This is a genomic window from Anoxybacillus kestanbolensis (assembly GCF_001996285.1).
GTDB classification, from domain to species: domain Bacteria; phylum Bacillota; class Bacilli; order Bacillales; family Anoxybacillaceae; genus Anoxybacillus; species Anoxybacillus kestanbolensis_A.
Genome location: NZ_MQAD01000005.1, coordinates 161283 through 187743, shown reverse-complemented (window position 1 = coordinate 187743; position 26461 = coordinate 161283). Strand labels below are relative to the sequence as shown.

28 protein-coding genes are annotated in these 26461 nt (G+C 39.3%); 15 read left to right on the top strand and 13 right to left on the bottom strand.

Annotated features, from left to right (window positions below):
- Window positions 1-445 precede the first annotated feature (445 nt).
- The 4 genes from BO219_RS03330 (at window position 446) to arsC (ending at window position 2872) form a co-directional block, all read left to right on the top strand.
- Window positions 446-586, top strand: coding sequence for a YrzI family small protein (locus tag BO219_RS03330; RefSeq protein ID WP_006318510.1), 141 nt, complete (start codon window positions 446-448; stop codon window positions 584-586).
- A gap of 204 nt (window positions 587-790) precedes the next feature.
- A complete protein-coding gene (locus BO219_RS03325; RefSeq protein ID WP_077428394.1) occupies window positions 791-1123 on the top strand; it encodes an ArsR/SmtB family transcription factor in 333 nt (110 codons plus the stop codon).
- A gap of 18 nt (window positions 1124-1141) precedes the next feature.
- Window positions 1142-2440: an arsenic transporter gene (locus tag BO219_RS03320; RefSeq protein ID WP_077428393.1), complete on the top strand. Its 1299-nt coding sequence runs from the start codon at window positions 1142-1144 to the stop codon at window positions 2438-2440.
- 15 nt (window positions 2441-2455) lie between these two features.
- Window positions 2456-2872 (top strand): arsenate reductase (thioredoxin), encoded by a 417-nt coding sequence (arsC, locus tag BO219_RS03315; RefSeq protein WP_077428392.1) that lies wholly within the window; start codon window positions 2456-2458, stop codon window positions 2870-2872.
- A 102-nt stretch (window positions 2873-2974) separates the two neighbouring features.
- On the opposite strand, the gene BO219_RS03310 is transcribed toward arsC, so the two are convergent.
- Window positions 2975-3856, bottom strand: a complete 882-nt coding sequence (locus tag BO219_RS03310) for a LysR family transcriptional regulator (protein WP_077428391.1) — start codon at window positions 3854-3856, stop codon at window positions 2975-2977.
- A 123-nt stretch (window positions 3857-3979) separates the two neighbouring features.
- Here BO219_RS03310 and BO219_RS03305 point away from each other — a divergent pair, with 123 nt between their 5' ends.
- The 5 genes from BO219_RS03305 to BO219_RS03285 all read left to right on the top strand — a co-directional run bounded on the left by BO219_RS03305 (window position 3980) and on the right by BO219_RS03285 (window position 8700).
- Complete coding sequence (locus BO219_RS03305; RefSeq protein WP_077428390.1) at window positions 3980-4912, top strand: DMT family transporter; 933 nt, start codon at window positions 3980-3982, stop codon at window positions 4910-4912.
- Window positions 4913-4950: 38 nt separating this feature from the next.
- Complete coding sequence (locus BO219_RS03300) at window positions 4951-5844, top strand: DMT family transporter (protein WP_077428389.1); 894 nt, start codon at window positions 4951-4953, stop codon at window positions 5842-5844.
- Window positions 5845-5933: 89 nt separating this feature from the next.
- Window positions 5934-6782: an oxidoreductase gene (locus BO219_RS03295; RefSeq protein WP_077428388.1), complete on the top strand. Its 849-nt coding sequence runs from the start codon at window positions 5934-5936 to the stop codon at window positions 6780-6782.
- 107 nt (window positions 6783-6889) lie between these two features.
- Window positions 6890-7696, top strand: a complete 807-nt coding sequence (locus BO219_RS03290) for an ABC transporter ATP-binding protein (RefSeq protein WP_077428387.1) — start codon at window positions 6890-6892, stop codon at window positions 7694-7696.
- A gap of 131 nt (window positions 7697-7827) precedes the next feature.
- Window positions 7828-8700 (top strand): GNAT family N-acetyltransferase, encoded by an 873-nt coding sequence (locus tag BO219_RS03285; RefSeq protein WP_077428386.1) that lies wholly within the window; start codon window positions 7828-7830, stop codon window positions 8698-8700.
- Window positions 8701-8791: 91 nt separating this feature from the next.
- Here BO219_RS03285 and BO219_RS03280 read toward each other — a convergent pair whose 3' ends face one another.
- On the bottom strand, window positions 8792-10876 hold the full coding sequence (locus BO219_RS03280; protein ID WP_077428385.1) for a DNA topoisomerase III: 2085 nt from the start codon (window positions 10874-10876) through the stop codon (window positions 8792-8794).
- A 120-nt stretch (window positions 10877-10996) separates the two neighbouring features.
- Here BO219_RS03280 and csaA point away from each other — a divergent pair, with 120 nt between their 5' ends.
- The 4 genes from csaA to BO219_RS03260 all read left to right on the top strand — a co-directional run bounded on the left by csaA (window position 10997) and on the right by BO219_RS03260 (window position 14395).
- Window positions 10997-11326: a chaperone CsaA gene (gene csaA, locus BO219_RS03275; RefSeq protein ID WP_077428384.1), complete on the top strand. Its 330-nt coding sequence runs from the start codon at window positions 10997-10999 to the stop codon at window positions 11324-11326.
- 146 nt (window positions 11327-11472) lie between these two features.
- Window positions 11473-12642, top strand: coding sequence for a chromate efflux transporter (gene chrA, locus BO219_RS03270; protein ID WP_077428383.1), 1170 nt, complete (start codon window positions 11473-11475; stop codon window positions 12640-12642).
- 13 nt (window positions 12643-12655) lie between these two features.
- A complete protein-coding gene (locus BO219_RS03265; RefSeq protein WP_077428382.1) occupies window positions 12656-13846 on the top strand; it encodes a DNA polymerase IV in 1191 nt (396 codons plus the stop codon).
- A gap of 66 nt (window positions 13847-13912) precedes the next feature.
- Entirely contained in the window at window positions 13913-14395 is a 483-nt protein-coding gene (locus tag BO219_RS03260) for a hypothetical protein (RefSeq protein WP_032101746.1), read from the top strand.
- Window positions 14396-14627: 232 nt separating this feature from the next.
- Here BO219_RS03260 and BO219_RS03255 read toward each other — a convergent pair whose 3' ends face one another.
- From BO219_RS03255 to BO219_RS03220, 8 genes are all read right to left on the bottom strand, one after another.
- Complete coding sequence (locus BO219_RS03255) at window positions 14628-14822, bottom strand: hypothetical protein (RefSeq protein WP_077428381.1); 195 nt, start codon at window positions 14820-14822, stop codon at window positions 14628-14630.
- 171 nt (window positions 14823-14993) lie between these two features.
- A complete protein-coding gene (locus BO219_RS03250) occupies window positions 14994-15194 on the bottom strand; it encodes an alanine:cation symporter family protein (protein WP_420807094.1) in 201 nt (66 codons plus the stop codon).
- 476 nt (window positions 15195-15670) lie between these two features.
- Window positions 15671-17575 carry a vWA domain-containing protein gene (locus BO219_RS03245; RefSeq protein ID WP_077428380.1) on the bottom strand — a complete coding sequence of 635 codons (1905 nt, stop codon included), beginning with the start codon at window positions 17573-17575 and terminating at the stop codon, window positions 15671-15673.
- A gap of 10 nt (window positions 17576-17585) precedes the next feature.
- On the bottom strand, window positions 17586-18407 hold the full coding sequence (locus BO219_RS03240; protein ID WP_226373775.1) for an AAA family ATPase: 822 nt from the start codon (window positions 18405-18407) through the stop codon (window positions 17586-17588).
- Between the two features lie 196 nt (window positions 18408-18603).
- Complete coding sequence (locus BO219_RS03235) at window positions 18604-18867, bottom strand: metal-sensitive transcriptional regulator (RefSeq protein WP_041638381.1); 264 nt, start codon at window positions 18865-18867, stop codon at window positions 18604-18606.
- Between the two features lie 61 nt (window positions 18868-18928).
- On the bottom strand, window positions 18929-19303 hold the full coding sequence (locus tag BO219_RS03230) for a replication termination protein (RefSeq protein WP_003397201.1): 375 nt from the start codon (window positions 19301-19303) through the stop codon (window positions 18929-18931).
- A gap of 157 nt (window positions 19304-19460) precedes the next feature.
- A complete protein-coding gene (purU, locus tag BO219_RS03225; RefSeq protein ID WP_143271266.1) occupies window positions 19461-20360 on the bottom strand; it encodes a formyltetrahydrofolate deformylase in 900 nt (299 codons plus the stop codon).
- 93 nt (window positions 20361-20453) lie between these two features.
- Window positions 20454-21272 carry a formate/nitrite transporter family protein gene (locus BO219_RS03220; RefSeq protein WP_077428377.1) on the bottom strand — a complete coding sequence of 273 codons (819 nt, stop codon included), beginning with the start codon at window positions 21270-21272 and terminating at the stop codon, window positions 20454-20456.
- A gap of 241 nt (window positions 21273-21513) precedes the next feature.
- Between BO219_RS03220 and speE the strand changes: the two genes are divergently transcribed.
- Both speE and rpmG read left to right on the top strand, forming a co-directional pair.
- Window positions 21514-22362, top strand: a complete 849-nt coding sequence (gene speE / locus BO219_RS03215; RefSeq protein WP_077428376.1) for a polyamine aminopropyltransferase — start codon at window positions 21514-21516, stop codon at window positions 22360-22362.
- Window positions 22363-22454: 92 nt separating this feature from the next.
- Window positions 22455-22604 (top strand): 50S ribosomal protein L33, encoded by a 150-nt coding sequence (gene rpmG, locus BO219_RS03210; protein WP_035019608.1) that lies wholly within the window; start codon window positions 22455-22457, stop codon window positions 22602-22604.
- Between the two features lie 26 nt (window positions 22605-22630).
- Here the strand turns inward: rpmG and treR are convergent, their stop codons facing one another.
- From treR to treP, 3 genes are read right to left on the bottom strand one after another with little or no spacing between them, the layout of a single operon-like run.
- A complete protein-coding gene (gene treR, locus BO219_RS03205; protein WP_077428375.1) occupies window positions 22631-23353 on the bottom strand; it encodes a trehalose operon repressor in 723 nt (240 codons plus the stop codon).
- Between the two features lie 27 nt (window positions 23354-23380).
- Complete coding sequence (treC, locus tag BO219_RS03200; protein WP_077428374.1) at window positions 23381-25045, bottom strand: alpha,alpha-phosphotrehalase; 1665 nt, start codon at window positions 25043-25045, stop codon at window positions 23381-23383.
- A gap of 1 nt (window position 25046) precedes the next feature.
- Window positions 25047-26450 carry a PTS system trehalose-specific EIIBC component gene (treP, locus tag BO219_RS03195; RefSeq protein WP_077428373.1) on the bottom strand — a complete coding sequence of 468 codons (1404 nt, stop codon included), beginning with the start codon at window positions 26448-26450 and terminating at the stop codon, window positions 25047-25049.
- Window positions 26451-26461 lie beyond the last annotated feature (11 nt).

Below are 26461 nucleotides of genomic sequence, written 5' to 3'. Positions count from 1 at the left end.
TCTCCCTTCTACATGTTCTTTTTTGATCATAGTCAAAAATAATAAATAGCACAAGAAAATATATCGTACATCGATGGACAATTTGCTTAAAAGACAAAAAATGATGCATCTGTCCTTGCATACCTTTTGTTTTCTTTCATATACATATCTTCGTGATCTGTTTGGAAAAATTTTTATTATATATTTACAAACTTATCTTATCGTGTATATAATTTACTACATCAATTGATTTTGGAAGGGAGGAAAGAGTTATGACAACAATGACAGAAGTACATGGCGCAATTGAACAAAGAAGATTGGCCTGCCCTCCCGATGTGAAAATCATTCACCTTTTCACAAGCGATCGCATGTCGCAGGGAAGGATGTGTTCCCTGCGTTTTTTTGTGCCATCCGCGAAAAGATTTTGTCCAACGGATTTTTTTTACTGAAAGGGGGTGAGTAAATCATGAAATTTCATTTATTTTTTTTAACGATTTCCATTCAACGACGAATATGGACAGCTGAAGAAATAGAGCGAGAGCAGCTGATTCGACAAGTTGAAGAAAAGATGATGGATCGAAAATGTTCAATGTACCAATTGTTTTAATTTAGACGAAAAATACATGTTGAAAGGAGAATGAAAAATGAAACAACAGCAAACAAAAACAAATATAACATGGACGGTAGATGACGATTAGTTTTATGCGACAAGAGTTGATCAGTGGATCAGCTCTTTTTTCTTTACAAAATCTTTACTTGTTTATATAAGTATATAATTATATAATAATTTACGGATGAAGGAGGGGGTATTATGTATCACATCGAAGAGGCGGCAAATATGTTAAAGCTATTAGGCGACAAAACAAGACTCACGATCATGGCTATACTAAATGAAGCAGATTGTTGCGTATGTGAGCTCGTTGAACTATTACAGATGAGCCAACCTGCCATTAGCCAGCATTTACGAAAACTAAAAGATAACGGTTTAGTGAAAGAAACAAAAAGAGCGCAGTGGGTATTTTATTCACTAAATAAAAAACATGAGTTTTATCCAATGATGCAAAGCATTTTCGCTTATTTGCTAGATCCAAAAGAACACATTCGTCAACTTAAGGAAAAAGGAATGCGTATTCAGTGCGAATAAAAAGAGAGGAGTGGTTTTTTGCTTTCCGTTATTCTTGCATCACTGATTTTTCTTGTTACCCTCGTTTTTGTTATTTGGCAACCACGCAATTTATCGATTGGTTGGTCGGCGTGCGGTGGCGCCTTATTAGCGTTGCTCCTTGGGGTTGTTGATGTTCAAGATGTCATCGATGTAACGAACATCGTTTGGAATGCGACGCTTGCTTTTATTGCAATCATTATTATTTCTTTAATTTTAGATGAAATTGGCTTTTTTGAATGGGCAGCATTACATATGGCACGTGCTGCAAAAGGAAACGGCATTCGCATGTTTGTATTTGTTTCAATTCTCGGTGCTTTAGTGTCTGCATTTTTCGCAAACGATGGCGCTGCACTCATCTTAACACCCATCGTATTAGCTATGGTGCGTGCATTACAATTTGATGAACGAAACGTATTACCATTTATTTTAGCAAGCGGATTTATCGCTGATACGACGTCGTTACCGCTTGTTGTCAGCAACCTTGTCAATATTGTCTCTGCGGACTTTTTCCGTATTAGTTTCGGTGAGTACGCATCACGGATGATCGTTCCAAACTTTTTCTCGCTCGCAGCGAGCATCGGGGTACTTTACTTATATTTTCGAAAAGACATTCCAAAACGTTATGATTTATCCCATGTTAAACAACCATACGAAGCGATTAAAGACGTGCGCATGTTTCGCTTGTCTTGGATCGTTCTTGCGGTTTTATTAGTCGGTTATTTTGTCGGTGAATTTGTAAATATCCCTGTTTCGTTTATTGCTGGTGCTGTGGCGTTATTGTTTTTATGGATGGGGAAACGTAGTCCAGTTGTCCATGTGAAACAAATAGTAAAAGGAGCGCCGTGGGCTGTTGTGTTTTTTTCCATCGGAATGTATGTTGTTGTATACGGATTACGCAACGTCGGGCTAACGAACATTCTAGCTGATCTGATCGAGGGAGCCGCTAAGCAAGGGTTGTTTGTAGCAACGATTGCTATGGGGTTTATCGCAGCCATTTTATCATCTGTGATGAACAACATGCCAACGGTTATGATTGATGCACTAGCCATCGCTGATACAAATACGACAGGAATTATTCGTGAAGCGCTTATTTATGCCAATGTGATCGGTTCCGACTTAGGACCAAAAATTACACCAATTGGCTCACTCGCGACACTTCTTTGGTTACATGTCCTTTCAACAAAAGGAGTAAAAATTACGTGGGGCACTTATTTTAAAAACGGTTTAATTTTAACTATCCCAACATTATTTATTACGCTCGTTGGGTTATATATATGGTTACTTATTATTCATTAAAAGGAGTCGATTGCAATGAAAAAAGTCATTTATTTCTTATGCACAGGAAACTCTTGTCGTAGCCAAATGGCGGAAGGATGGGCAAAAAAATATCTCGGTGATGAATGGGAAGTATATAGCGCTGGTATCGAAGCACACGGTTTAAATCCAAACGCCGTAAAAGCGATGAAAGAGGTGGGCATCGATATTTCAAAACAAACATCCGATATCATTGATCCGGAAATTTTAAACAAAGCCGATTTAGTCGTTACATTATGTGGACATGCAGCTGATCATTGTCCAGTCACACCACCGCACGTAAAACGCGTACATTGGGGGTTTGACGATCCAGCGAAAGCAGAAGGGACCGAAGAAGAAAAATGGGTTGTTTTCCAGCGTGTTCGTGATGAAATTGGCGCGCGAATTAAGCGATTTGCGGAAACAGGAGAGTAAAACGCCGAATATAAACTTATGATTTATATATCCAATCTATTTCCCATAATTTAATTATGTAAACTTAAAGAGCCAAACGAGAAGATCCCCGTTTGGCTCTCCTTAAATTTCTCCCACTAAGAGGCTCGTCAATTGTTTCATTGATTGTGACAACCATTTTTTACGATGGTATACAAGTTGAAGGGAGAGGTGTATATCGGCCTCGGGAAGAAGGATGCGAACTAAACTCCCTTTCTCTAATTCAGACTCTACAGCCATAAGTGGCAAAAAAGCGATGCCAAGTCCATAGGCGACGCATCGTTTTATTGCTTCAATACTCCCTAGTTCAATCGTATACTCAAAACGAATACTATGATTACGATACAAATTTCCGATGACTTCTCGATAACTACATCCTTGTTCAGTCACAATAAGCTTTTCATCACCTAACATACGTATATCCACTTCATCTAACTGGGCTAAACGATGGTCTGGTTTAGCAACAAGAACTAGCGGCTCTTGTTTAATAACAGTCACATGTAAATCAGGGTCTTCACGTTCTTCATCGAGAATAATAGCTAAATCATATTTCCCTTCCTTTACTCCTTCGACAAGCCGATTGCAAATGTTTTGTTGCAACAGCAAATTTACTCTCGGATACTTTTGCTTAAATGCTTGTAAATAAGGTGGGAGATAAAACCCAGCGACTGACTCAATCGTGCCAATTGATAAACTCCCAGCGAGCTCCGTTTGCTCAGAAAGACTTTGTTTCGCCTCATCAATCAAACTAACAATCTTATTTGCATATTCAAGTAGTTCCACCCCGGCAGATGTCAGTTTAATTTTCCCGCCCCAACGTTCAAACAAAACAACACCAAATTCCTCTTCTAGCTTTTTTATCTGTGTTGTCACACTCGATTGGGCGTATCCTAACATTTCACCAGCTTTCGTAAAACTATTCCATTTCGCTACCTCACGAAATGTATGCAAATAATCAAGATTCATACTCCCCAACTCCCCATCAAAAATATTGATGAACGATATCAATTATTATCAATAACACCTATGACCAAATACTTGTAAAATTGATTATAACAGAAATGTAAAGATAAACGAGGGGGATATTTCATGTCAACAAAAAATTTGAACACGTATATACTTTTATTTTTAACCACTACCATTTGGGGTGGTGCCTTCGTTGCTGGAAAAATCGCAACGATGACTTTGCATCCGGTGTCAGTTGCTTTTTTTCGCTTTTTCGGCGCTAGTTTGATTTTATTTCCGCTATTACATTGGAAAGAACCAAATAGACCCATCCCTATAAAAAAAGACTGGGGAGTGTTAGCACTTCTTGGCCTAACAGGAGTATTTTTATATAACATTTTCTTTTTTATCGCTACAAAATATGCACCAATTGTCAAAAGTTCATTAGTCATTGCAGTCAATGCACCGCTCATTACGCTTTTATCTGCGTTGTTTTTAAAAGAAAAATTGAACAGAAGAAGCGTACTAGGAATGTTTCTTGCAGTATTTGGAGCTATATATATTATTACAGATGGTCACCCTTCTGTGCTTATTGACATAGGATTCTCCCCAATCGATCTCGTGCTAGTGGGGGCATGTCTTAGCTGGAGTACATACTCTGTCATCGGAAAAATCGCGATGAAAAAGTTTAGTCCTCTTGCGGCAACAACATATGCAACAGGTTTTGGGACGCTATTTCTAGCGCCGTTTGCGCTATATTATACTTCCTTTGCATCCATCGAAGCGAGCGGATGGGATGTTTGGTTGAGCGTTCTATACGTTGCTATTTTTGTTTCAGCGATCAGCTTCGTTTGGTGGTATAACGGTATTCAAAAAGTAGGTGCTTCAACCGCCTCTGTTTTCATTAATGTCATGCCTATTTCTGCTACTGTGATGGGTACGATGTTTTTTAATGAACATTTGACATTCACTCATATTATTGGTGCAGCGTTTGTCTTTAGTGGTATTTTACTTAATATTTACAGCAAACAAGAAAACGTGTTGTTTTCTCTCAACAAAAAAGAAGCAAACACATAAATTTTTGTAAAAATAGTCACGTTTGAGGTGCAAAAAGTATGTGGAAAGGATATGGACTTATATTGTTATCAGCAACGGGATTTGCGTTCATTCCCATCTTTGCATTATACGCATACGACAGCGGTGTCACTGTGACGACCTTGTTGTTTTTACGTTTTGCACTGGCTGCGCTCTTCTTTTTTCTGTATTTATTGTTAAAAGAAAAAAACTGGAAGGTTTCGCGGTCACATTTATTGTATTTATTTTTACTAGGCGGCATTTTCTATATGATGCAATCTTCTTTTTATTTTCAGGCAGTAAAATATATTCCGTCTTCACTCGCGGCTTTATTGCTGTATTTAAACCCAATATTTGTCGCTGTTTTTTCGTTTTTTACTAATCAAGAAAAGCTAACAAAGCACATCATCATAGCGATTCTCATTTCTTTTTTAGGTATGTTGCTTGTATTAGGAGCACCAGAAGGAAAAATTCAGCCGCTCGGCATTGCGTTAGCCATTGGAGCAGCGATGGTTTATTCGATCTACATTATCGTTGGAAATCAGGTAACCGCACACGTTCCACCCATTACAGCGAGCGCCTATATCGCACTCTTTGCTGCTTTTTCTTTTTTTGTTTTTGGAATGTGGTCGGGAACATTACATTTTCAATTTGACGCAAAAGGATGGATTCCAATTATCGGAACATCGTTTATTTCAAGCGTTTTGGCGATGCTGACGTTTTTTGCGGGAATGAATATCATCGGTCCGACAAAAGCAGCGATTTTAAGTATGATAGAACCGATCGTGACGTTTCTTCTATCGATGGTATTTTTACATGAAAGCATGTCGTCTATTCAAATGATTGGGGGACTGATTGTGTTGAGTGGAGCTATGCTTGTTGTCACAACAAAAGAACTTAAACCAAAGAAAAAATCGACCTCCATCAGTACGTGATGGAGGTCAATTTTTCAAAATGGCAGGAATATTACCTATCGTTATCTAATTCCAATAAATATGTCTTTATCGTAGCGAGGAGGATTGTTGTGAATCAAAAGGTAAACTCTCCATCGGTGGCGCTAGTGACAGGGGCCTCGAGTGGGTTTGGACTACTCGTCAGTGTTGCACTTGCGCACGAAGGATATCGAGTCGTTGCTTCGATGCGAAACATGCAAAACAAAGAAATGCTTACAACCGTGGCGTCTGAAGCCGGCGTGTACGATCGGATAGAAGTCATATCTCTCGATGTCACCGATTTCGCTACGGTGGAATCGGTCGTGAATGATGTAACTAATCGCTATGGACGAATCGATGTATTAGTTAACAACGCAGGGTTTGCCGTTGGTGGTTTTGTCGAGGAACTCTCAATTGAAGAGTGGGAGCGTCAGTTTGCGACGAACTTTTTTGGGTTAGTTGCCGTCACAAAAGCTGTTTTGCCGATTATGCGAACGCAACGTAGCGGTAAGATTATCAACATTAGCAGCATTAGCGGACGAATCGGTTTTCCGGCGATTGGGCCATATGTCGCTTCAAAATTTGCTGTCGAAGGATTTAGCGAATCGCTTCGTTTAGAAATGTTGCCGTACGGAGTACATGTCGTCTTAATCGAGCCTGGGTCATTCAAAACAAACATTTGGTCGAAAGGACTTCAAGGAGTGTCCGTCCGTTCAGGTTCGCCATATGAAAAAGAAATGAAAACCATTATGCAATACGTGAATCGAGTAGCTAAAACAGCTCCACCTCCTGATGAAGTCATTAGGCAAATAATCAAAGTCGTCCAATCGTCGACTCCTCGTTTGCGTTACCCTGTAGGGAGAGGGGTCACATTGACGTTAAGACTGAAAAACTGGTTGCCATGGAAGTGGTGGGAAATGGATTGTCATGAAATCGCTTAAACAAAAATAAGTACCACATATGCAGCTACAGAAAACATACATTTTGAAAATTTTATAAAATCATTGACAAAGTGTTTTAGATCAAAATGAAACAAGGGGGAAGAGGAATGATTGTTGAGATGAAAAATGTTTCATTTATTAGAGAAGGGCGCGTCATTTTAGACCGTCTACATTGGGAAGTGCAAGAAAATGAACAATGGGTCATTCTCGGGTTAAATGGTTCAGGAAAAACATCGCTACTTAATATTTTATTAGGTTATGAATACCCATCAAAAGGAGAAGTTTCCGTATTAGGGCACCGATTTGGAAAAACAAATTTGCCAGAACTTCGCAAACACATCGGGTTTGTAAGCAACTCGTTTGAGAGATTTCAACCTACATTAGAATCGGAAACGGCGGAAGAGGTAATTGTTAGCGGAAAATTTGCTTCGATTGGGCTGTATGAGCCTGTCACAGACAAAGATTTCCACCAAGCCGAACAATGGATGAATGTCTTTCGAATCGGTTACTTAAAAGGAAAAACGTATCGCACCTTATCGCAAGGAGAAAAAAGAAAAGTACTGATTGCTCGAGCACTAATGGCAAAGCCAAAGCTGCTCATATTGGATGAACCAACCGTAGGACTAGATATGTTGACACGAGAAGAACTTTTGGCACTCATTAGGGACGTTATCATAAAAAAAGTATGCCACGTGTTATATGTCACACATCATATTGAAGAAATTATCGAAGAAATGACCCATGTTTTATTATTAAGAGATGGAAAAATTATAGCAACCGGACAAAAAGAAAAAATACTCACCGACAATTATTTGTCAGAAACGTTTCAAATAGATGTGCACGTCCGTTGGGAACATAATCGCCCGTGGGTATCGATTAAAAACAGCCCTACACTTCAGCAGATAGGAAAATAAAGGATGACGAAAGGCATAAAATGAATGAGAAAAGGGAGGAAAATTTCATTTCAATGTCTGTAAAGAAGCCAACAAATAATAGAAAAAAGAAGCTTCGTCCGAAGAAAACATTACGGCATAATGGAGGGAATATGTTACAAATAAAACGACTATCAGAATGTACGTTAGAAGAAGCAGTACGTGCTTGGAATGCTGGATTTGAAGGGTATTATTTTCCGATTCAACTGACGCTAGAAAGCTTTTTGCAGCGATTAGTCGGGGAGGGGCTTTCTCCTTCACTATCTATTATTGCCTTTCACCATGAGGAGGCAGTTGGGATCGTGCTAAACGGCATTCGCGAATTTCAAGGGACTTTAATCGCCTGGAACGGCGGCACAGGAGTAGCGCCTGCGTTTCGCAAAACAGGAATTGGAACGGAGCTAATGGAAGCAACACTTGACATTTACCAACAAGCAGGCGTCGAGCTTGCAACATTGGAAGCGATTAGCGAAAATGAGCGAGCTATTGGACTATATAAAAAGTTCGGATATGAAATCGTAGACGAACTCGAATATTTACAGTTTCCAGAATCAGTACCACGCTTAGACACCAAACCATTTCAAGTGGAAACGACCGTCCCGCAACGAGTGAGCCATCTTCCTTTTTATAAAGGAGGACATCCGTGGCAAACGCAATGGCAAAGCGTCAAAGAGGGCGAGGCGCTTCTTGTAAAAGACGAGCAAGGTGGCGACATCGGATATGCCTATTATCGCCGTGTTTTTGATGAAGCAGGTAAGCATGAAAAAACGATTTTATTTCAATGCGAAGCTCACCCTGCAAGGGACGATGCGGAACCGATCCTTCGGTTTTTGCTGACAAACGTGTTCGGCACTTGTTCAGACGAGGTCGTGAAAGTAGTAGTAAACATACCGGTTACTCATTCGTCACCGACCTACTCCCTGTTAAAAGAAATCGGCTTTCAATCAACCGTCAAACAAGTGTGGATGCAGAAGCGCATGAGATAAACAAAGCTGTTGGAGTAAACCCAACAGCTTTGCTCGTCGGCGAAAAAACGAATGGAGTGAGCCGGTGTCAGAGGCGACACCGGCATCTCCCTTACTCGCTCTTTTTCTCTAACGCCTGCTTCAATAAATCACCTAAACTTGTGCCAAACGAATCATTCTCGGCACTATATTTTTTCAATAACGCCCGTTCTTTTTGGCCAAGTTTTGTTTTTTTCTGTTCTTCTGCTTTTTCAATAACATTGCAAGGGCGGCATTGAAAGTAGATACCTGCTTTTCCTTCATGAATTTCCATCCGTTTTTTGCATTGTGGGCAGCGACGATGCGAAAGTTTTGGATCTTTTCGTTTTCGGAATCGGCAGGCCATATTCGCGCATACAAGCAGACGTCCTTCTTTTGTTGCCCGTTCTTTTAAAAACGACCCGCATTCTGGGCACATCGAGCCAGTTAAATTATGGGCGCGATACGTTCGATCGCTTTGTTTGATTTCCGCCACTAACCGCTCCGTTTGCTTGCGGATGTTTTGGAGGAACGTTTTCGGATCACCATTCCCGCGGGCAATTGCTTCTAATTCTTTTTCCCACTTTGCGGTCAACTGTGGCGATTTTAATTCCTCGTTCACGAGTTCAATTAATTGTTTTCCTTTCGGTGTCGGATAAAACCGCCCGTTTTTTCGCTCGACCGTTTCCGTTTCGATAAGGCGTTCAATAATGTCAGCCCGCGTCGCTGGCGTACCGAGTCCGTATTTTTCCATTTGTGACAACAAGTCGGCTTCGGAACAGCGAAGAGGCGGTTCTGTTAGCGTTTCTTTTTTCTCTAGCCTAACAGAAACCGTTTGGCCTTTCTTAAAAATAGGGAAAGTCATTTTCTCTTCTTGCTTTTCTAGAATGCATCGAAACCCGGCGTTCACTACTCGCGTTTCGCGTGCGATAAACGTTTCGCCGTCGATTTCAAAAACAGCTTGAACGGTTTCATATTCGCACGCTGGATAGAAAAGTGCTAAAAAGCGACGAGCGATTAAATCATATAGTTTTCGTTCATCGGCAGAAAGCTTGCCGACATCCAGCCGCTCTTCCGTCGGGATAATCGCGTGATGATCGGTTACTTTTTTATTATCAAATACCCGCTGAGCCATCACTTTCCCTTTATGTTTTAAAAGCGAAGCCATTTCGTCTCCGTATCCAGATTTCATCGCCTCTAGCCGCTCAAGCATCGTGTTTTCCATATCGGTCGTTAAGTAGCGCGAGTCGGTGCGCGGATACGTGACGAGTTTATGCTGTTCATAGAGCCGTTGTAGCACGCTTAACGTTTTTTTCGCAGAAAAGCCAAATCGTTTGTTTGCGTCCCGCTGCAGTTCCGTTAAGTCGTAAGGGAGCGGCTGCGGCTCTTTTTTTGTTTTTCGTTCAACAGAAATAACCGTTGCTTGCTTGTTTTTTAGTGTTTCATATAGCTGTTCCGCTAGTTCTTTCGAAAAAATTCGTTTTTCCCCGTTACGCTCCCAAACAGCAGGAACAGACCCGACGTTGGCATGAATCGTCCAATATGGCACCGGTTGAAACGACTGAATTTCTTTTTCCCGCTCGATGATCATCGCAAGCGTCGGTGTTTGGACGCGGCCTGCGGAAAGCGGTTCATTGTATTTGGTCGTTAACGCTCTCGTCACATTTAATCCAATCAACCAATCCGCTTCTGCCCGGCACACTGCCGATTCATATAACCGATCAAACTGTTTCCCCGGTTTTAAATGTTGAAACCCATCGCGAATCGCTTGGTCGGTTTGGGACGAAATCCAAAGGCGAAGGAACGGTTTTTTCCAACGAATCTTTTGCAAAATCCACCGTGCAACGAGTTCGCCTTCCCGTCCGGCGTCGGTGGCGATGATGCAGTTTTTAATGTCTGGGCGTTTTGCTAGTGTTTCGATAGCGCGAAACTGATGGCTCGTTTGTCGAATGACGTTCAGTCCCGTTTTTTCCGGAATAATCGGCAAATCTTCTAGCCGCCACGTTTTATATGCTGGGTTATAATGCTCTGGCATCTTCAATTCAATTAAATGCCCAAGCGCCCATGTGACAATATAGTTCGGTCCTTCCAAGTAATGTTTATGTTGTTCCCGACAGCCAAGTACGCGGGCAATTTCTCGTGCCACACTCGGCTTTTCGGCAAGAACTAGTGATTTCATTCGTTTTCCTCCTAGCCACAAGACTACTTGTTCAGTATAGCGGAAAGGGGGGAGTTTTGCACCTTTCATATTTCAAACGAGTTAAGAAGTGTGATAAAATAGGATGAAGTGGGGATGTATATGGCAACGATTGAAGATTTTTTAAAACTAGAGATTCGCATCGGTACAGTTGTAAAAGCAGAACCGTTTCCGGAAGCGCGCAAACCGGCAATCAAATTAGAAATTGATTTTGGCGAACTTGGCGTGAAACGCTCCTCCGCACAAATTACGCGGCGCTACGAACCGGAACAGTTAATCGGGCGGCAAGTCGTCGCCGTCGTCAATTTTCCGCCGCGGCGCATCGCCGGCTTTTCCTCCGAAGTATTGGTCCTCGGCGGCATTCCGGAAGAAGACGATGTCGTGCTTTTACAACCGGACGCACCTGTGAAAAACGGAACGGTGGTGGGGTAATTATTACACCAGCAAGAACATCGAGAAGAAGGAGACAACCTTCGTAATTATCTTTATGTACAAAAAACGGGGGCTGTATAGTTAGGGAATGTGGTCGGAACGATTTATTAAAAGTTGTTGAGGTTTATTAAGAAGGGGGGGCTAGTTTGAATCCTGAAAAATACATCGTCCAGAAACACCCGATTTGGGAAGTATGGAAAACAGCGGCGCGGTTAGGATTGGTTTCTTTCGGTGGGCCTGTCGCTCACTTAGGGTATTTTCGTGAAGAGTATGTGAAAAGGAAACAATGGATGGATGAGAAAACATATGCTGATTTAGTTGCGTTATGTCAGCTACTTCCTGGACCGGCGAGCAGTCAAGTCGGGATTGGCATTGGATTTTTGCAAGCAGGGATGCTCGGGGCGATTGCGGCATGGATAGGATTTACGCTTCCGTCGGCATTGATTCTTTTATTGTTTGCCTATTTTTCCAAAGGGATTGCTATCGATTGGCTGCATGGATTGCTCGTCGTAGCGGTAGCGGTGGTTGCTCATGCCGTATGGGGAATGGCAAGGGCGTTTGCTTTCGATCGTTCGCGTGCGACGATTGCCGTTGCGGCGGCTATTTTGTCTTTTTTGTTTCCAAACGCTGGAGGACAAGTTGTTATCATTATTGTTGCTGGGATGTTAGGAAGCCTTTTGTATCGGAGCCATTCGCCCACAGCGGTTTCGTCGATTTCTATTTCTTCAGGAAAAAAAGTGAGCTTTTTACTTATATTTTTTATACTGCTTGGGCTGCTTCCGCTTGTCGCACAATTGACGAGTTCTCCGCTTGTCGCGCTTTTTGACAGCTTTTATCGCGCAGGGGCGCTTGTTTTTGGTGGAGGACATGTAGTACTTCCTTTATTACAAGCGCAAGTAGTGACGAAAGGATGGGTAACAAACGAACAATTTTTAACGGGATACGGAATGGCGCAGGCAGTACCGGGACCGTTGTTTACGTTTGCTACATATTTAGGGATGGTAAGCTTCGGATGGAAAGGGGCAATTGTCGCAACGATTGCGATTTTTCTCCCGTCTTTTCTATTAGTCATCGGGACGCTTCCGTTTTGGGAATGGATTCGTCAGCATGCACGGTTTCAAGCGGCATTCCATGGCATTCACGCGGCGGTGGTAGGCATTTTGCTTGCGGCGCTGTATCATCCAGTATGGACAAAAGCCATTCAAACCCCGGCGGATTTTTGCCTTGCATTAGCGGCGTTTTGTTTACTAGCGATTTGGAAATGTCCGCCTTTGCTTGTTGTTATCGTCTCCGCTATCATTGGCGCGTTTATCTAGAAGGGGAATCGAAATGGGACGCATTATTTTTCATATCGACTGTAATTCGTTTTTTGCTAGTTGCGAAGAGGCGTATGACCCGTCGTTAAAAGGGAAGCCTGTTGTTGTTGCAGGCGATCCGAAAGAACGAAGGGGGATTGTGCTAGCAGCAAATTATCTCGCAAAGCAGCTTGGCATTTATACGACAATGCCGCTATGGGAAGCGAAGAAAAAGTGCCCGTCTCTTATTGTGCGAAAACCGAACTTTTCGCTTTACCGCGCAATCAGTCAACAAGTGTTTGAACGTTTACAGCGCGTTTCTCCGCTACTTGAGCGGGCCTCTATCGATGAAGGCTATTTAGATGTTACAGAAATGGCATCGGTACATCCACTTATATTGGCTGAACATATCCAACGAGATTTACTTGAAACGGTTCAAATTCCTATCAGTATCGGTATTGCACCGAACAAATTTTTAGCGAAAATGGCAAGTGAAATGAAAAAGCCGCTCGGCATCACGGTTTTACGCAAACGGGATGTTCCGAACGTACTATGGCCGTTGACGGTAGAAACGATGCACGGAGTAGGAGAGAAAACCGCCAAAAAGCTGAATGCAATGGGGATTGCCACGATTGGCGATTTAGCAAAAGCGAACGAAATAGCTCTGCAACAAACTCTCGGAATTTATGGCTCTCGTTTAAAAGAATGGGCAAACGGGATCGATCATCGCCCTGTCAACCCAGAAGAAGGGGAAAAGCGGAAATCGATTGGCAATTCGATCACTCTTCCGTACGATGTCACAGAGCAGCGGGTTCTTTTGGATATCCTTCGTCAATTAGCCGAGTCTGTCGGCCGACGAATGAAACAAAAGCGGGTGGTGTCGGCAACCGTTCAGTTGACGATTCGCTACCACGACTTCCAAACGATCACCCGCAGCAAAACGTGGGACAACCCATTTCAAGAAGCGGAAGAGATTTTTCGCTATGCGGCGTATTTATTGAAAAAACATTGGAACGGCGAGCCTATCCGCTTGCTTGGCATTACCGCATTAGACGTGTTTGATCGCAAAGAAGCGGTCAAACAGCTTGATTTGTTCCATTATGAAGAAGAAGCAAAAACCGAAGCGTTATGGAAAACGGTAGAGAAACTCCGAAAAAAATTCGGTGGCACAGCAATTCAAAAAGGTGCCGCCTTGGTAGAAAAAAAGGGGGAGCAACAAAATTAAGACATCTATAGTAATAAACTAACTTTCAAACAATCGATTGCAAAATAATAAAAATGGGAGGCATTTGTGGGTACATATTATAGCTTAGGGATTATTAGTGAATTTGTGGCTGAATCAGAAAAGACTTTAACTCAAGCTGAATGGGAACAGCTTTTAACAAAACGATTAGATTTAAGTTTGTTCCAACTAACTATCCATGGAAATAAAATTTATGGATCGCTTTATCCAGAAATTTTCAAGGAAAACATTAAAGATTTCTACCAAATTCTAAAGGAAATTGCTGGACCGAACCGAAGTGAAAACATTGATTATTATGAAAAGAAATTCGGAAGTAATCTAGATGATTATCATTATTCCGAAACCGTTCTTTTCGTTGAAGGTTCTGACGGTTCTTTAATTAAAATTGGCGTCCGCTTTGCTCTACTATTTGTTGAGGGGAAGGTAAGTGTTGAAATTTTTAACACTGAGCCTCATTTAATAAACTGGTTATTTCGCAACAGTAAAATAGCGAATAAGCTTGCCGGATGTGTTATAAGCGAGATTGTGTAACTAAAAAACCTAAGAGGGCAGTAATAAATAGCAACTGCCTTGTTTTTTGTTTTTATTATTAGTTTACATAACATAAATTATAGGAAGTTTAACAAATTGTATCTCATATCATAAGTAAACTTTTGTTTTTGAGACAGAAGAAAAATTATGAGCCCGCAGTCTAACGTATTTATGAGCAGCTGCGGGCTTATGATGAAACAAACACTATATAATCCGTCCTTTCTTATGTCACTTATGCGATATCTTCACTACAATAGCGAACACCTTTATATTGAATACGGATCGGAATTTGTTTTTCTTGTTCATACTGGCGACACAATTTTTTCGCTTTTACACACGCATCCATCATGCCATCTGCAATAATGGCTTCTTCCCATACAACTGGTTGTTGATGGTGTGTACTAAAAGTGAAGATGTACTGTTTCATACACATCCTCCTCTCTCAATTTATTTATATATTCATTATAATCATTTCGTTTATTATTATAATGCAAACCTGTATTACAAAAAAGATTGAAACTGTTACAACATTGTAAACTTTTACAATACATTGTGTAAAAAACAGACCTAAGGATTACCTCAGGTCTGTTTTTTACACTCATTTTCCAGCAGCTTTTTTCATTTGTTCTTCTTTACGAGTTGGCCAGCATTCAACACCTTTTAACCCTTCGATATCATCAGCATAGAATACTGGATTTTCTCCGCGTTTCCGTTTTGCCATATAATCATCAAGCGCTTTAAATGCAATACGACCAAGTAAACCGATTGCTACTAAGTTTGTTAATGCCATAAGCGCCATCGCTAAGTCTGCTAAATCCCAAACGATTTGTAAACAAGTAAATGACGTTTGTCGTACATTTTTTCATACGCTTTTCTGTTCTTTTTCAATTCTGACTTGGAGAAAGGACGGTACATACTTCTACCTCTCCTTCTTCATAGTTTTCCTTTAACATATTATAACAAAAGAAAAACGATTTTGTCCTTGACAAAATCGTTTTTCAACAGTCTGAAGATTATTAGTCTCGCAATAGTATTATCTGAAAATTAAAATTATGCGTCAATAGTAAAAATTAGAAAAACATATTACAATTTACAGAGTTAAAGGAATAAAATTGAAATTTAATTATTTTAATATATTATTTTAAAACGATTATGTTTACTACTCTTTTACTTTCTCATATAATATCCCAACACAATCTTTTTTTTTAAAAAATTTTTTTGTTAACAAATTTTTTTTGATGATTAACATAAAAAACACCCAGAATGGTGGGTGTTTTACAATTTATGCAGCAGTAATTTCTTTAGCAATGGGGCTAAAAATATTGGTAATTGCTCTACGTTTGGAACGAGTACACTGTAATGTCCATATATATTTTCAATCGTTTTTTGTTGACTTTCGCTAATTATTCCGTTTGCTAAAAACACATTGACTACTTCAATTCCTAATTTTCTCGCTTCTACAACCGCTTCGTGTGTATCTACAATCCCATTTTGATCATAGCCGAAAGCAGCTGGTTCCCCATCCGAAAAGACGAGTAAAAATTTTTGTTTTTCGTTTCTTTTTTGTAATTCTTCTGTCATTAATCGAATAGCCAAACCATCACGATTATCTTCTTGTGGCTCCAATTGCATAATTCTTGCCCCATGATCTTTTCTTAGAGAATCATCAAAATCAATAACAGTTTGAAAATAATTAGGTTGATAAGACGATGTAGCGTCGTTCGTATCCTCCCAAAAACCAACAATTTTATGCGGAACGCGAAGCGCTTTAAGAGATTCGTGAAATAAAATAATTCCTTTTTTTGTTTCTTCCATTTTGTCATACATCGATGCAGAACAATCGACAAGCAAAACAAAAGCAGCATCTAATAACGGGGATGTTTCGTGTTTTTTATAGAATAAACGCGGATGTTCTTCTGTAAAAAAGCGTAATAGCTTTTTATTTAAACGACCTGCATGTAAATCCGTACGAGGGTGTATTTTTTTATGCTCGAGTACTTTTTCAATGGATCGTGTCAATTTTTTTTGATACGGCCCAATTACTCCCCGGTTACGTTCATACTGTTTAGTTTGCTCAATTGTCGGTGGCAAAGCATCCACAAATATCGGCTTAGCATAACGATTTTCTTTTCCGTATTCATACTCGGAACGTCCAGAAAGTTCGTAGCGATGCTCTTGTTGTTCTAAATGCGTATAATCATTATGTGTTGTTTTTTGTGATGAACCATGCACTATCCCAAGAGATTGGTCTCCCGCTTCCCCTTGACGAACTCCTTCCCCGAGCAAGTCAGTCTGTGAACCTTGTTCGAGATCAAACTGTAAAAAACTATTCGTCATATCGCTTGTTTCACGATGCCATGTATGCATCGTCTCTTGAAAAATATCTTCATTTTCCGATTTTTTATCAAGTACGTCATGATTTTTCAATGGATCTTTTCGTCGAATATCTTCCCTATCTTGTTGCTGATTAACGTAAATATACTCTGGGAGATGAAAATACGTGTTTAGCATATCAGTATCTAACAATTCATCTAACACATCTACAACTGTAAGCACAATATGTGAAATATGAGCGGTCGATTTTGCATCATATACATTTCTTATTTCACGCTCAACAAATGGAAGAGCTAAGCGTAAACGTTCAGGAAGAAAAATATCGTTTACGGGTTGTTCCGCTGTTAATAGTAAATATAAATAATTAAACAATGCATCTGTATAAACGCTTTTTATCATATTCACATTCCATTGAGTTTCGAAGTAATGGCGATATACATGTTTCCGAATAACGAACGCTTTTTTTGTACCAGGACGTACATGCCGGCATATATCTTCTAACCGCATATCTTCAAGCAACACAAATAACTGTTTAGCAAAGTTCGGAATAGAATATGCTTTTATTTGATGAAGGAAGAAAAGAATGTCTTTGTCACTTGTATAATGGAAATTTCCGATCGTCCGCAAAAACACATCGCTTTTTAATCCATATACGTACTGTTCTTTTGGACGATTATCCCAAAAGTGACTGACAACGACTTTTTTATGTTGCCGATCAAGATACGACTGATAACCGAACTCGAGCTCCATTTCCTCATCTTTTGTTAATGTTTTCACTAAATCAGATAGCTCCATAAACAAAAAAGAATCAACTTTTTTATCATTAAACATAATAAAACGATTCATGTAGCCACCCTCATTCATCAAACAACGTTTCGGCTAAATTGCGCACCGCAGCTTTTTCCCGGTCGTCCTCCAATTTTTCGACGATCGCTCGCTCGATTGCCCGTCGTGGTGGAATGTATACCGCTAAATCACAAGCATCGATCAACGCCCGAATGGAAGCAGCTTCTTCTGATACATATCCTTGCTTCACTTGAACAATTAAATCTGCGGATAGTGTAACAAAACGATCTAATAACGCTTCATTTGTTAGCTTCGTTTGTTGTTGTAAAATACGTTTTAATGCTTCACCTTGGACGTACGGCACATCAATGACAACAAAACGGTTTTTCAATGCTTCATTTAACGGTACTGTTCCAATGTATCCTTCGTTAATCGCTGCAATGACGCCAAATGTCGGCTTCGCTTTAACAACTTCCGCAGTAAATGGATTTGTAATCATTTTTCGATAATCGAGTACCCCGTTTAAAATCGGTAACGTTTCCGGCTTAGCCATGTTAATTTCATCAATATATAACAGATGCCCTTTTGTCATTGCTTCAATCACAGGCCCGGGGATAAATTCAATTGTTGCTTGCCCATTTGTTTGTTGAATCGTCTTGAAACCAAGCATCGCCTCAGCATCTAAATCAATTGAACAATTAATGCTGTGCATTGGCTGTCCAAAGAAAAGCGATAACGTTTCGGCTAGTTTTGTTTTCCCTGATCCTGTCGGCCCCTTTAACAACACATTTTTTCCTAGAGCCAAAGCAATAATTGCGTCATATAAAATGGACTCATGAGCGGGTGTATATGCCGTATATTCAGCCTGTTCGTCTATGTTATTTTTAAACATCTCTCTTCTTTCTTTAACGATCGCTTCAATCGTTTCTGGTAGTGTAAATGACTGTGTATAAATCATGATGTCATTCCTCTCTATATTTTCATACGTACGTATTGTACAAAAAACAAATGAATTTGTGCAAACAAAAGAACAGTTTAACATAATTATATTATGTTAACAAATGAATGAAAAAGGGAGCCACTCGGCATTACCGGCTTTTGACGAGTAGCTCTACCGCTTCTTGAATAAGTTTTTCACTTTCTAATGATCCTGTTTCTATATCCTTACGAATGCAATGTTCCAAATTAGCACTTACAACAACTGCAATAGCACGATCAACAGCACTACGAATAGCTGACAACTGAGCAACGACTTCTTTGCAGTCTTTCTGCTCATCCATCATTTTTAGTACGCCGCGAACTTGTCCTTCAATTCGCTTTAAACGGTTCTTCACTTGATTATCATATGTCATGTTCATCAAACCCCTTTTCTTATACCCTTATCAGTATATTAAATGAAATATAATTCTTTTGTCAACTAAAATTATCTTTGATCGCTTTACGGATAAGCGCTTCACAACGATCAAGTTCTGTTTTTAATTGTCGCTTATACAACTGGGCTTTCTTATATCCTTCCTCAGTAAAACGATAATAAACAACTTCTTGGTATTTCATTCCTTCTTTTTTCTTTTTTACTTGTTCTAAAATGCCATCTTCAATCAAATCATGTAGCGCTTTGTATACCTCTGAATGATTCGGACGATACCCAAATGGTTGAAACTCTTCACGAAGCACATCTAACAATTTCAATCCATACAATCGTTCCTGTTCAGTCAAAGTAATTAAATATAACTTTAAAAATGCGCGTTGCTTTAATAAAAATCCGCTCGGTTTTCTTTTTTCACTCATTTTTTCTCCTCCTTTCATATGACACATTCTTTACTTAAAAGAAAATTCCTTCTCCATTTCCATTATAATTGAACATTTTTATTTTTATTCAGTTTTTATTTAGAACATAGTTTTATGATATCAATTTTTTGTAAAAAAGAAGAAGGATCTTCCTCCTTCATTTAAAAACAATTGTTTTATTTTCATGAATAATGACACGGTCTTCTAAATGCCATTTTAGGGCGCGGACAAGAACCGTTTTTTCGATCATGCGCCCGATTCGCTTTAAGTCTTCTACATGATGCTTATGATCCACCCGCTCGACATCTTGTTCAATAATTGGGCCTTCATCTAAATCATCTGTTACATAATGAGAAGTGGCACCGATCAGTTTCACTCCGCGTCGATAAGCTTGCTCATATGGTCGTGCGCCAACAAATGCCGGTAAAAACGAATGATGAATATTAATGATTTGTGCTGGAAACGTTGCAACAAAATGTGGTGATAAAATTTGCATATAACGAGCAAGCACAATGACATCCACATCGTGTTCCTTTAATAGTTGGATTTGTTTTTCTTCCGCTTCCTCTTTTGTTTCTTTTGTTACCGGTATATGATAGTATGGGATTCCAAAAGACTCTACCGTTTCTCTCATTTGCTCATGATTGCTAATAACTAGAGCAAAATCTGCAAGTAATTCACCCGCTTGCCACTCCCATAGTAACTCTAATAAACAATGCTCTTCTTTTGAAACAAATATCGCTACTTTTTTCACATGTGTATGTAAGCTCAATCGCCAATTCATCTCAAACTGTTGTGCAATCGTTGCAAATTCCTTCTCTATCGTCTTTTTTCTTTCTGATATATTCGGAGCATCGAACTCGATTCGTAAAAAAAACGTACCGCCTTCAGGATCTGTCGAATATTGACTGGATTCCACAATATTAGCCCCCTTTTCGTACAAAAAAGTAGTGACAGCGGCCACAATGCCTGGTTGATCTGGGCATGAAATAAGCAAGCGTGCTCGATCTTTATATTTGTTCATAAACTTTTGCACATGTTTTTGTTGAAAATACATCATAAATCCCCCCATAGACAGAAAAATGAAATAAAATAATAGCTTTTATTATAACAAATAAAAAAATAGTCGAGAACATATCCCGACTATTTTTTACTTATTCAATATTTTTCTTACTCCAAACGCCCCTTTCCACACAGGCGTAGATTGTTTATTAGATGAAAGATATGTGTATAACGCCCCCATAAATAATGAACCACCAATGATATTCCCAAGCGTTACAGGGACGATGTTATGGATAATCCCTGCTACATGAATTGTATCTGGATGCTCGACAGCTAAAGCAAGTGAAAAAATAACAAAGTTTGCAATAGAGTGTTCATATCCGGAAGCAAAAAAGACGAAAACGATTAAAATCATCGCAAACATTTTTGCCATATCTTCCTTCATTTGCATTGGAATAAAAATAGCTAAACAAACAAGCCAGTTACATAAAATCCCTTTGACAAACAATTGTACCGTTGTTGCATGCATTTTTTTCAAAGCAATTGCAAAAAGTAAATGATCCATCGGAATGTCATGAAAAATACCTGACTGTGCAATCAAAAAGGCGAAGAAAATCGCACCAAGCAAGTTGCCGCTATAACACGCCACCCAGTTACGAAGCGTGTCACCAATCGTCGTTTCTTTTTGAAGCGTACTAACAGTAAAATACATCGTATTCCCTGTAAATAGTTCTGCACCGCCATACATAATCAACACAAGGGCAATTCCGAAGAAAATACCGCTCACTAAATACGTTACAGGTGAATGCGCCTCATAAAAGTATTGTCCGATACGTACGCAAAGAACGAGAGCAAAACCAATGTATACACCTGCCAACGCAGCACGAATCATGTATTGAAGAGGCGATGTTTGCAAAATGGAGCGCTTCTTTAATGCAAGCTCTTTACATGTTTGTAAAGCTTCCATTGTTTTCTCACTTCTCTTTCTATTTTGTGATATTTTTCACACTTATCCTACTCCTCTTTGTTCTGTTTTTCAATGCATTCGTGTAAATGTTAAAAGAACTGTCAACACTTTATTTTTGTAAACGTTTGCGAATAAAATGACTATTGCAATTTTTTTATCTGATGTTCTCATCCTTTGCAAACTCATGCACAAATGTATTAATATAAAGAAGGCGCAAAATACATTGTTAGAGGAGGAAGCCATGAACTACATAAAAGAGCAAAATGGACAGCTATGGTTAACAGAAGATGAGCGTGAAAATTTAAAGATTAGTTATCGTATCAAGGAGATCGTTTACTCAGAACGTTCACCATTTCAACATGTGATGATTTTAGACTCATATGACTTTGGAAGAATGCTTGTGCTTGATGGAATTGTACAAACAACTTCTATTGATGGACATATTTACAATGAGATGATCACACATGTTCCTCTTTCTCTTCATCCGTCGCCAAAAAAAGTTTTAATTATCGGTGGGGGCGATTGTGGTGCAGCTCGTGAAGTGGCGAAATATGAAGAGGTAGAAGAAATCCATCTCGTCGAAATCGATGAACTTGTTGTTCAAGCATGTAAAGAACATTTACCTGAAGTATCTGGAAATCTTTCCGACCCTCGTGTACAGTATGTGTATAAAGATGGGGTTCAATTTGTGAAAGATCATATGAATACGTACGATGTCATTATCATTGACTCGTCTGATCCTATTGGTCCTGCCCAAGTATTATTTGAATACGATTTTTATAAAAGTGTGCATGAAGCGCTCAAAGAAGATGGAATGATGGTTTGTCAAAGCCAATCGCCGATTTTCCATATGGACGTATTGAAACAAACATATGCAAATATTCGTCATTTATTCCCGCACGTTCACGTATATACGGCTACTGTGCCAACGTATCCTGGCGGGCTATGGAGCTTCACTCTTGGTGCAAAACAGCCGATTTTATTTGACCGACTTCACACCTTCACAAAGCAAACGAAATATGCAAACGCTGATGTTTTAAGCCAATGTTTCCGTCTTCCACAATTTATGAAAGAGCATCTTCAATCGTAGTCGGAATGATTCCGACTACGATTGTTGACAAAGTTTATATTATGATACAAAACGTAATGATTACTATTTTCTTTTGTAAGGAGAGTGCCTATATGCGTGTGAAAGTTGTTTTACAATGTACAGAAACTGGAGATCGCAACTACATAACAACGAAAAATAAGCGTAACAATCCTGAACGACTGGAATTAAGAAAATATTGCCCACGTTTGAAACGCCACACATTACATCGTGAAACAAAATAACCCACGGCATATGCCATGGGTTATTTTTAATGCAAATGAATACGTCGTGCAAAATCAACGAAGCGAAATTTATCAAGGCGGTGCCGGGATTCAGTATATTGAAACAAACTGGCATCATCTAAATAAACGTAATTTCGCACCACAACAACATGCGTATATTGCTTTAAGTTTAAATACATGCGATCTTCTTCGGTACATTCTTCAACGAAAAATTCCTTTTTCGCGAAGCTAATTTTTAATTGCAATTCCTTCTCCAAATATTCATAAATGGACCGCTCACATATATCTTTAGATAAAAACGGAACAAATTTTTTATTAAAAAAGTCTTTGTCTAAAATAATACGCTCTCCTTCAATTTCCCGAACGCGTATTACTTTCCAAATGTCTTCCCTCGCTGTCACGTGAAGATGCTTTTTTAACGTTTCATCAGGTTTCATCGTTTCAAGCTGCTCAACAATCGTTCGTGATGGTTTTCCGAGTTTTTGTGCCAATTCCTTAAAACTAATGAGCCCCGAAATCGGAAAATCGAATTTACGAACATCTAATACAATTGAACCTTTCCCTTTAATTTTTTGAATGTAGCCATGCTCAGAAAGTAAGTTGAGTGCTTTGCGAATCGTTTCTCGCGATGTTTCATATTGTTCAACGAGTTGATTTTCGGAAGGAATTTTCATCCCTGGCTTAAAAATTCCCTTTTCAATTTTTGATAACAAGTCATTGTAAATCGATAAATATTTATTTTCACTCATTGTTTATCACCGAAAAATATTTTACCATTATTTTTTCAAGTAATAAACAATGGATTCATACGGACGTAACGTCATTCGTTTAAAGTCGTTTGGTGAATCATCGTAGTTTGATAATAAAACTTGACTAGTATATTCACTTATATCTATATGTTTTGGCCATTCAAACAACGTTTCTTGTCCGTAGAAATTATTAATCACAACAAGTTTTTCATCGTTTCCGTTGCGAATATATGCAAAAATCGAAGGATGGTCTTCTAAAATGAGTTCGTAGTCCCCTGTCGTAACGATGTCATATTGTTTACGCAACTGAATGAGTTTTTGATAATGATAAAAAATAGACGTTGGATCTTGTAATGCTTGTTGAACATTAATTTCTTTATAGTTATTCGCCACAGAAATCCAAGGTGTTCCCGTTGTGAAGCCTGCATGTGGTTCATCGCTCCATTGCATCGGTGTTCGCGAATTATCACGCGATTTTCGCTGTAAAATATGCAACACTTCTTGCTCGCTTTTTCCTTGTTCTTTTAGTATACGATACATGTTCAATGACTCTACATCACGATAGTCATCAATTCGTTCAAATTTCGGATCGGTCATCCCAATTTCTTCACCTTGATAAATATAAGGTGTTCCTTGCATCATATGAATCGTTGTCGCAAGCATTTTTGCTGATTGCTTATGATAGCGTCCGTCATTGCCGTAACGAGAAACGATGCGTGGCTGGTCATGATTGCACCAAAATAATGCGTTCCAACCCCCACCCTTATGCATGTGAATTTGCCATTCCGATAAAATCTTTTTTAACTGTAAAAAATCAAAATCAGCAACTGCCCACTTTTCTCCATTTGGATAGTCGACTTTTAAATGATGAAAGTTAAACGTCATATTCAGCTCATGACGTTCAGGATTTGTATATAAAATACAGTGATCAATTGTCGTTGATGACATCTCTCCTACTGTCATCATATCGTACTTCGAAAATACTTCTCGATTCATTTCTTGTAAAAATTCATGAATACGTGGACCGTCTGTATAATACTTTCTTCCATCACCCGGAGGAATAGAACCGTCATCATCTAAAAATCGCTGATCTTTTGAAATTAAATTAATGACGTCCAAACGAAAGCCATCTACCCCTTTTTGTAACCAAAAATGCATCATATCGTATACACGTTTGCGTACTTCTTCGTTTTCCCAATTCAAATCAGCTTGTGTAACATCGAACAAGTGTAAATAATACTGCCCCGTTTGTTCATCATATTCCCAAGCAGATCCTCCAAATTTTGATTGCCAATTGTTTGGCTCATCTCTCCAAATATAAAAATGACGATATGGGTTATCTTTCGATGAACGAGCTTGTTTGAACCATTCATGATCTGTTGACGTATGATTTACAACGATATCCATTACAATTTTTATGTTGCGCTTATGCGCTTCTTTAATAAGATTCTCAAAATCTTCCATAGTTCCGTACGGTTCATAAATACGATAGTAGTCGCTAATGTCATATCCATTATCGCGCTGCGGTGACTCGTAAATCGGGGTGAGCCAAATGGCATCCACCCCGAGCATTTTTAAATAATCGAGTTTTTCTATGACGCCTTGCAAGTCGCCAATTCCGTCACCGTTTGTATCTTTAAAACTTTTCGGATAAATTTGATACACGACCGCTGTTTTCCACCATGGATGCATATTACTTACCGCCTTTCGTCTTTGCCAAGATGTATGTCAACGTAAATGGAACGACAAGAACAATGGCCATGCCGATGAAAAATGGCACCCATTTATCAGGGAAGATTGATAAAAAGCCAGGTAATCCACCGACACCGATAGAAGACGCCTTTACTTTATTGATCGTAATAAAAATGCCTGCCGTTGCCGAACCAATTAAAGCCGAAATGAATGGATAACGGAATCGTAAGTTTACACCAAACATCGCTGGTTCTGTAATGCCTAAATAAGCGGATACAGCCGATGTAAACGATAAACCTTTCAATTTTTCATCTTTTGTTGCGAACATCATCGCAAGTGCTGCTGAACCTTGTGCAATGTTTGATAAAGCAAGCATCGGCCATAAAAATGTCCCACCTGTACTACCGATCAGTTGTAAATCTACCGCTAAAAACGTATGATGCATTCCTGTGACAACAAGAACAGCGTACAATCCCCCATATACGAGTCCACCTAATGCAGCAAAACGATCAAATAGTGCGACAAGACCATCTGTTAAAGCGTTTGCAATTCCGAATGTTACAGGTCCGATCGCAATAAAAGAAATAAATCCCGTCAAAAGCAACGCAATTGGAGCAACAAGCAACAATTGAAACGCTTCTGGAATACGTCTTTTTAAAAATACTTCTAATTTTGCTAACACATATGATGAAATTAAAATAGGTAACACTTGACCTTGGTAGCCGATTTTCTGAACGTCAAATCCAAATAAATTCCAATAAGGTACTGTTCCTTCTTGTACAGCGGAAGCGTATGCCCATGCATTTAGTAATACTGGATGAACGAGCATAAGACCAAGTACAATTCCGAGCAGCTCGCTTCCTCCGAATTTTTTTACCGCTGACCAACCAATTAATCCTGGTAGAAAGACGAACGCTGTGTTAGCAATTAAGTTGATCATATCAGCAAAATCGCGCCATTGTTCATGAACATCAACAATCGATTTTCCTTCATAAAAAATTCCTGGACCTGTTAAAATATTGTTAATCCCCATCAATAAACCGGCTGTGACGATGGCTGGTAAAATCGGAATGAAAATGTCAGCTAATGTTTTAATGGCACGTTGTAACGGATTTAACTTTTTTTCTGCAGCGTCTTTTATTTCTTGCTTCGTTGCTCGACCAATCCCGGTCATTTCAACCATTTCGTTATACACTTTATCAACTAGTCCTTGTCCGATAACAACTTGAAACTGACCGTTCACCGAAAAAGAACCTTTCACAATATCAATGTTTTCTAGTGCTTCTTTGTCCACTTTCCCTTCATCTTTTAGTGCAAAACGAAGGCGCGTCACACAATGTGTAGCGGCGATAATATTCTCTTTCCCACCGACCGCTTGAACAATTTGCTCCACAGATTGTCGCATCCTTTATTCCT

Coding starts and splice junctions, on each gene's coding strand:
- BO219_RS03330 (WP_006318510.1), top strand. CDS start 446: ATGAAATTTCATTTATTTTTTTTAACGATTTCCATTCAACGACGAATA.
- BO219_RS03325 (WP_077428394.1), top strand. CDS start 791: ATGTATCACATCGAAGAGGCGGCAAATATGTTAAAGCTATTAGGCGAC.
- arsC (WP_077428392.1), top strand. CDS start 2,456: ATGAAAAAAGTCATTTATTTCTTATGCACAGGAAACTCTTGTCGTAGC.
- BO219_RS03310 (WP_077428391.1), bottom strand. CDS start 3,856: ATGAATCTTGATTATTTGCATACATTTCGTGAGGTAGCGAAATGGAAT.
- BO219_RS03305 (WP_077428390.1), top strand. CDS start 3,980: ATGTCAACAAAAAATTTGAACACGTATATACTTTTATTTTTAACCACT.
- BO219_RS03300 (WP_077428389.1), top strand. CDS start 4,951: ATGTGGAAAGGATATGGACTTATATTGTTATCAGCAACGGGATTTGCG.
- BO219_RS03290 (WP_077428387.1), top strand. CDS start 6,890: ATGATTGTTGAGATGAAAAATGTTTCATTTATTAGAGAAGGGCGCGTC.
- BO219_RS03285 (WP_077428386.1), top strand. CDS start 7,828: ATGTTACAAATAAAACGACTATCAGAATGTACGTTAGAAGAAGCAGTA.
- BO219_RS03280 (WP_077428385.1), bottom strand. CDS start 10,876: ATGAAATCACTAGTTCTTGCCGAAAAGCCGAGTGTGGCACGAGAAATT.
- csaA (WP_077428384.1), top strand. CDS start 10,997: ATGGCAACGATTGAAGATTTTTTAAAACTAGAGATTCGCATCGGTACA.
- BO219_RS03265 (WP_077428382.1), top strand. CDS start 12,656: ATGGGACGCATTATTTTTCATATCGACTGTAATTCGTTTTTTGCTAGT.
- BO219_RS03255 (WP_077428381.1), bottom strand. CDS start 14,822: ATGAAACAGTACATCTTCACTTTTAGTACACACCATCAACAACCAGTT.
- BO219_RS03250 (WP_420807094.1), bottom strand. CDS start 15,194: ATGGCGCTTATGGCATTAACAAACTTAGTAGCAATCGGTTTACTTGGT.
- BO219_RS03245 (WP_077428380.1), bottom strand. CDS start 17,575: ATGAATCGTTTTATTATGTTTAATGATAAAAAAGTTGATTCTTTTTTG.
- BO219_RS03240 (WP_226373775.1), bottom strand. CDS start 18,407: ATGTTTAAAAATAACATAGACGAACAGGCTGAATATACGGCATATACA.
- BO219_RS03235 (WP_041638381.1), bottom strand. CDS start 18,867: ATGACATATGATAATCAAGTGAAGAACCGTTTAAAGCGAATTGAAGGA.
- BO219_RS03230 (WP_003397201.1), bottom strand. CDS start 19,303: ATGAGTGAAAAAAGAAAACCGAGCGGATTTTTATTAAAGCAACGCGCA.
- purU (WP_143271266.1), bottom strand. CDS start 20,360: ATGTATTTTCAACAAAAACATGTGCAAAAGTTTATGAACAAATATAAA.
- BO219_RS03220 (WP_077428377.1), bottom strand. CDS start 21,272: ATGGAAGCTTTACAAACATGTAAAGAGCTTGCATTAAAGAAGCGCTCC.
- speE (WP_077428376.1), top strand. CDS start 21,514: ATGAACTACATAAAAGAGCAAAATGGACAGCTATGGTTAACAGAAGAT.
- rpmG (WP_035019608.1), top strand. CDS start 22,455: ATGCGTGTGAAAGTTGTTTTACAATGTACAGAAACTGGAGATCGCAAC.
- treR (WP_077428375.1), bottom strand. CDS start 23,353: ATGAGTGAAAATAAATATTTATCGATTTACAATGACTTGTTATCAAAA.
- treC (WP_077428374.1), bottom strand. CDS start 25,045: ATGCATCCATGGTGGAAAACAGCGGTCGTGTATCAAATTTATCCGAAA.
- treP (WP_077428373.1), bottom strand. CDS start 26,450: ATGCGACAATCTGTGGAGCAAATTGTTCAAGCGGTCGGTGGGAAAGAG.